The following is a 4,572-nucleotide window of genomic DNA, read 5'->3' on the forward strand; positions in this document are numbered from 1 at the left end:
GATAAAGGAAAATCATTTGAGAAAAGATCACCCGTAAGCGAGGCATTCTTTAAGCCAGCCGTCTTACGGGTGATTGCTGTGCGAATAGCATCGGCAAAAATAACCCCACCCTATAGCCAAATTCACTAAGGGTGGAGTGGGAAACGTTACCCTGCCTATGGCTCACTCTTTAGGGATTCAATCCAATCAGCATGACAGGTACCGCACAAAAGTTCATTGCAGTCCTGCTTACCTTGGAAAAACGTGATTTGGCGAACGCTGTCTGTTTCACATTCACAATAATAACAGCGATATTTCTCCAATTCGTTCCCTCCTTGAAGAGTTTTTCAAGAGTAACGATAGTTATCCTCTCCATCTATGATGTCATCTAACACACTGGGAATTTTTCGAATGTTCAAAATCTCAATTAAGTTAAATCAGACTAGCGATGTAATATCATTTGGGATACGAGGAGACAGGATTCGTAGGAAGGGCTTAGAGATTCACCGAAGAAGCGAGTAAACACCCGCTCTTTAGTACCATCACCTAGGCTGGGCACTAAATCATATTTCTCAAGTCGCTTATGCAAAGAATATCCATCCATTATGAAATCACTGAACTTTACATTTTGAAGGTGAGGTTCATCTGTTGTAAAACGTTGCCTAACTTCAGTTGATAAGTGATGAAATTGCAAGAGTGGTCGTCCTCTCGAGAAGCGGTGCTTTTAGCATTAAACACAATGTGTACTTTGTATTATTGGTCTTCGCCAACATAACGACTTTCTCCAGACATGAATTTATTTAATGAGATCCACCATTTTAGGGAAATGGGCATCAGAAAATATTCAATTGAGCTTGAAATTTCACAACCTAGCAATGATTCCAGAAACCCAATTGTCGCTAATTCTCTAACATAGTCGTCACCGTTGATATGCAGCATTTCTAAAACCTCAAATATCATTGGGAACTCGGTTAACTTTTGCTGTTGGTAAAGCTCATCTACATGTTGGGCGAAATCTGAGACATCAATATACGGAAGATGCTCTTCGCTATCGTCGTAAGTTTCGCTAACAAAATGGAGCCATCTTTCTTTATAGGAAGGACAAGCAGATAAGAATAAGTCGATAACCTCATGTTTTTGTATCATTTCAAGTTCACTCCATAAAGGGTATATCGAAATTTTATCACATGGAAAAATCGTTATTTAACACTTTAGTTACTGTGTACCTAGATACTCAATGCTCATTATGGTTATTCAAGCAATGCTTCTCGTAGTTTATTAATCGAATTGATTATTTGATTAGTTTCTTCAATGGAATTCATATTTGTACGAGCATGTAATAGGGCGGGGCGCAAAGATTCAACGGATCGCCCGAACTGTGTCATCCATTCGTAACGTGGAACCATCCATATATGAAAATGATGGGTAGTATCCTCGTTGTAAAAATAATAGACATGTTCAATTCCTAATACTTCTCGTTGTGCTTTTCTAATCTTCCGAATTAAGAGTATGTAATCGTGTGCTTCTTCCTCGGTTAGTTCATCAAGACATTTAATGTGGCGTTTAGAGGCAACGATTACCTGCCCAGTGATTGGGTAGGCAACATCCTGATGAGCATGAAAATAGTCCGTCTCAATTAGTACACCTCCTTCTGGTATAACTAATCCGCCGACTATAGCACAACTTAGGCATTCAACATTAATTGTTTGACCATCAGCCAAGGTAATTGTACGCAATAGATTTCATCCTCTCATTAGTGGCTTGTGAAAGTATAGCGTGTCAAAAAGAGAATGATCATGTATAAAATTTCCAATTGTTAACAAAATTTGTAATAAAAAAGTCCCAGTATCAAACTGGAACTTTTACGAAACATGCTTAAAGTTTTCTGAAATCATCAGTGAGAATGCCCGCATACCCCCAGTTTTCATCGTCAATCTCTTCAATAACGATGTGAGTATGTTCAGGCTTTTTGCCAAGAACATTAACAAGAGTTTCCGTGAACTCTTTCACAATCTGAGCTTTTTGATCACGGGTTGCACCTTTTGTAATTTGAAGGTTGATATATGGCATTTGTCCACATCTCCAATCAGGTTCTTTTATAACGTAGACGGGCAAGTTAGCAAATAGTTTCACTCATATCAACAGTTTGGATGACAAGGATTTTTAACTTAATAGTTAGGGAGGAAAGAGCGATGAATAGACAAGCAATTTTGGATGTTTTGAACAACCTGGAGGTAGTTGAAACAAATGGCGGAGATAGCCCATACATCCTCGTTGAAAACAATGAGATTGTACGCCAGAAACTCAACGCAGTTGGAAAGAGTCTTGCCCTCATTGTGAAATGAGACTCTACGGTGAAGGTATTTCATGGGATGAACAGGTACTTGTTCGCATCTATGTAGACCATAAAACTGGTGAATTAAAGGTTTGGGGTTTAGATTCAGATGATTAACAAAACGGTAATTGAGAAGAACGGAGGTGAGACGGTGTTACAAAACATTTCGTGCTTCGGTAATGTTCTCAATAAGTAAAAAAGAGCCGCACTTACACGGCTCCAACTATTACATTCTTATTGACCACCTGTATTTGAAGCCCATACAGGATACCAACCTTGATTCAAGTCCGTAGTGTTATAAAGAACTAAATTTCCATCATCTTGCATAATCATAAGGTCGCCTCTAAGGTTTACGGGTGGTTTACCTTGATAATGGATATTACTCCATGCAGCGTTATCTGAATACCAAAGCGGATCACCATTCGCACGGAGTAAAACGAGTTTTCCGCTATTAAAGTCAAGCTTGAGAGAATTTCCAGCGCGGTTGGTATTCAAGCTCCATATGACGGTTCTTGGTTGGGGAATATTCCTCTTTATCTGAAGATCGTTATATACAGAAAAACGTAAAGTGTATTTATTGTTAATTGACGTTAGCCAACCAATATTACTAAGTTCTTGACCAGCCCTAATACGATCCTCACCCACTCCAGCAAAGGTTGCAGAAGTGAAATGGAGTTGGAGCATGAAAACTGCAAATAATAGCAAAGCAATCTTTTTCATAATAACCTCCTATTAGATGCGTTTTCCAAATTGTACTAATTTTTTACCATACATCCAATAAAAAATGGGCAATTTTCAAAAAGTAATCAAAATACAACTTGGAGCAAAGTAACAGTCTAAGAAGATTTAACAGAAGTAGCACAAAATATTGTTGGTTTACTTTTGACTTCAAATATCCGAATCAATAAGAAAAAACCGCCTGCGATGGCGATTTTCTCTAACTGCTTGTTTACAATAGCTTGACTAGGTAGTAATTTCCCGAGGTATCGTAACCAGCGTCGGAGTCTACAGTAAAAGTATAAGTTGTCCCAGCCACAGTAGGAAAGGTAATTGTTCTACTTGCGCCAGTATTTGGTGAACCATATTGCCCCCCACCCGGAGGTGAAAAATTGTCACCAATAATCCTATAGGGAATATGGTTAGGGACCCCAGATAACTCAATAGTTACTGATCCCGATGAATATGCTGTGAACTTATAATAATCAACTGTATCCGAAGTAGATAATTGACCAAATCTACCAAAACCTAATTCATTTGCCGAGGATCTCTTGTTGTTTGGCTCAACTTCTATTTGATACCCATTAAGCTTAATAGCTCTACTAATTTCTTTTTCCGCGGTGGTTTCTTCCGCAAATGCTGAGCTAGTCATCCCTAAAACTAAAGTCAAACCAAGTAAACTAGTTACAAACTTTTTCATACTTTTACCTCCTATATTGGGATTAACCTGATATTACCATAATAAGGATTTATAGCAAATGAATAGTGGAAATTAATATAATATTCACATTTCTTTCATTTTTTTATTTACTATAAGGAAGTGATGTGGTATGCGGGGTGATGAAATGAATACGCAGAACGTCGGATATAAAATCATATGCCAGCCTTGCATCGCTGAGGTAATCATCACGAAGCGGATACTTGATTAAATTACCATGTAATATTTTTACACGCGGTTATGTAATATATTGGGAGGTAGTATCGTGGTAAGGATAGACAACAACTTTAATTTTCAGACTGTGCCTAGCTATAGAGATTCATTGACAAGCGTAAATAGTGTACAAGATAAATATAAAACTAGAAAGGAAATTGAGGAGGGAGCCGTTAACTATGAAGAAGCATATTTGGATTAGCACAGAATTATCTGAGATCGAGAGTCAACAAAAAAATGATAAAAATGTAGATGTAATCGTAACCTTACCAGATCGAACAAGATGGTGGGGAACATTTTTTACTTATCAAAACATCGAAACATTACGACGGAAGAATAAAAATACTGGTGAGAACCTGTCTGGCACTTATCTATGGTCGATAAATATGGTTATTGTTGAAGATGTGAGTCGTGAAACGATTGAAAAAGTAGTGGATGAGCTTATTCGAGAAGGTGATTTACAAACAATTATGGCGAAGATCGATGATGTTTCTAGTGACTCAGAAGCTGAGTATGGTGATGATTTTTTTGAATAGGCTAATCACTCACTCTCTACGAAGCCCTTGGTACAGAAACTGATGAAGTGGTCGACGCTGTGCAGCTCAAGCTA

The 4,572-nt window shown here is 37.9% G+C and carries 7 protein-coding genes; 2 read left to right on the forward strand and 5 right to left on the reverse strand.

Annotated elements, in window-relative coordinates:
- Positions 1 to 732: 732 nt before the first annotated feature.
- The 3 genes from HPY31_RS28375 to HPY31_RS28385 form a co-directional block, all read right to left on the reverse strand.
- Positions 733 to 1,125: a DUF7674 family protein gene (locus HPY31_RS28375; protein ID WP_172143289.1), complete on the reverse strand. Its 393-nt coding sequence runs from the start codon at positions 1,123 to 1,125 to the stop codon at positions 733 to 735.
- A gap of 104 nt (positions 1,126 to 1,229) precedes the next feature.
- Positions 1,230 to 1,715 carry an HIT family protein gene (locus HPY31_RS28380; RefSeq protein WP_106834073.1) on the reverse strand — a complete coding sequence of 162 codons (486 nt, stop codon included), beginning with the start codon at positions 1,713 to 1,715 and terminating at the stop codon, positions 1,230 to 1,232.
- A gap of 139 nt (positions 1,716 to 1,854) precedes the next feature.
- Positions 1,855 to 2,049, reverse strand: coding sequence for a tautomerase family protein (locus HPY31_RS28385; RefSeq protein WP_012685646.1), 195 nt, complete (start codon positions 2,047 to 2,049; stop codon positions 1,855 to 1,857).
- A gap of 122 nt (positions 2,050 to 2,171) precedes the next feature.
- On the opposite strand from HPY31_RS28385, the gene HPY31_RS28390 reads away from it, so the two are divergent.
- A complete protein-coding gene (locus tag HPY31_RS28390; protein WP_172143288.1) occupies positions 2,172 to 2,324 on the forward strand; it encodes a hypothetical protein in 153 nt (50 codons plus the stop codon).
- 224 nt (positions 2,325 to 2,548) lie between these two features.
- On the opposite strand, the gene HPY31_RS28395 is transcribed toward HPY31_RS28390, so the two are convergent.
- Complete coding sequence (locus tag HPY31_RS28395) at positions 2,549 to 3,034, reverse strand: hypothetical protein (protein WP_172143290.1); 486 nt, start codon at positions 3,032 to 3,034, stop codon at positions 2,549 to 2,551.
- Between the two features lie 229 nt (positions 3,035 to 3,263).
- Positions 3,264 to 3,731, reverse strand: coding sequence for a hypothetical protein (locus tag HPY31_RS28400; protein ID WP_172143291.1), 468 nt, complete (start codon positions 3,729 to 3,731; stop codon positions 3,264 to 3,266).
- A gap of 410 nt (positions 3,732 to 4,141) precedes the next feature.
- Here HPY31_RS28400 and HPY31_RS28405 point away from each other — a divergent pair, with 410 nt between their 5' ends.
- Positions 4,142 to 4,498, forward strand: coding sequence for a hypothetical protein (locus HPY31_RS28405; RefSeq protein ID WP_172143292.1), 357 nt, complete (start codon positions 4,142 to 4,144; stop codon positions 4,496 to 4,498).
- Positions 4,499 to 4,572 lie beyond the last annotated feature (74 nt).

It is taken from the genome of Brevibacillus sp. HB1.3, from assembly GCF_013186635.1.
Classification (GTDB): Bacteria; Bacillota; Bacilli; order Brevibacillales; family Brevibacillaceae; genus Brevibacillus; species Brevibacillus brevis_D.

Excerpts from the sequence above, each read along its gene's own strand:
- HPY31_RS28375 (WP_172143289.1), bottom strand. The coding sequence starts at position 1,125 with ATGATACAAAAACATGAGGTTATCGACTTATTCTTATCTGCTTGTCCT.
- HPY31_RS28385 (WP_012685646.1), bottom strand. The coding sequence starts at position 2,049 with ATGCCATATATCAACCTTCAAATTACAAAAGGTGCAACCCGTGATCAA.
- HPY31_RS28390 (WP_172143288.1), top strand. The coding sequence starts at position 2,172 with ATGAATAGACAAGCAATTTTGGATGTTTTGAACAACCTGGAGGTAGTT.
- HPY31_RS28395 (WP_172143290.1), bottom strand. The coding sequence starts at position 3,034 with ATGAAAAAGATTGCTTTGCTATTATTTGCAGTTTTCATGCTCCAACTC.
- HPY31_RS28400 (WP_172143291.1), bottom strand. The coding sequence starts at position 3,731 with ATGAAAAAGTTTGTAACTAGTTTACTTGGTTTGACTTTAGTTTTAGGG.
- HPY31_RS28405 (WP_172143292.1), top strand. The coding sequence starts at position 4,142 with ATGAAGAAGCATATTTGGATTAGCACAGAATTATCTGAGATCGAGAGT.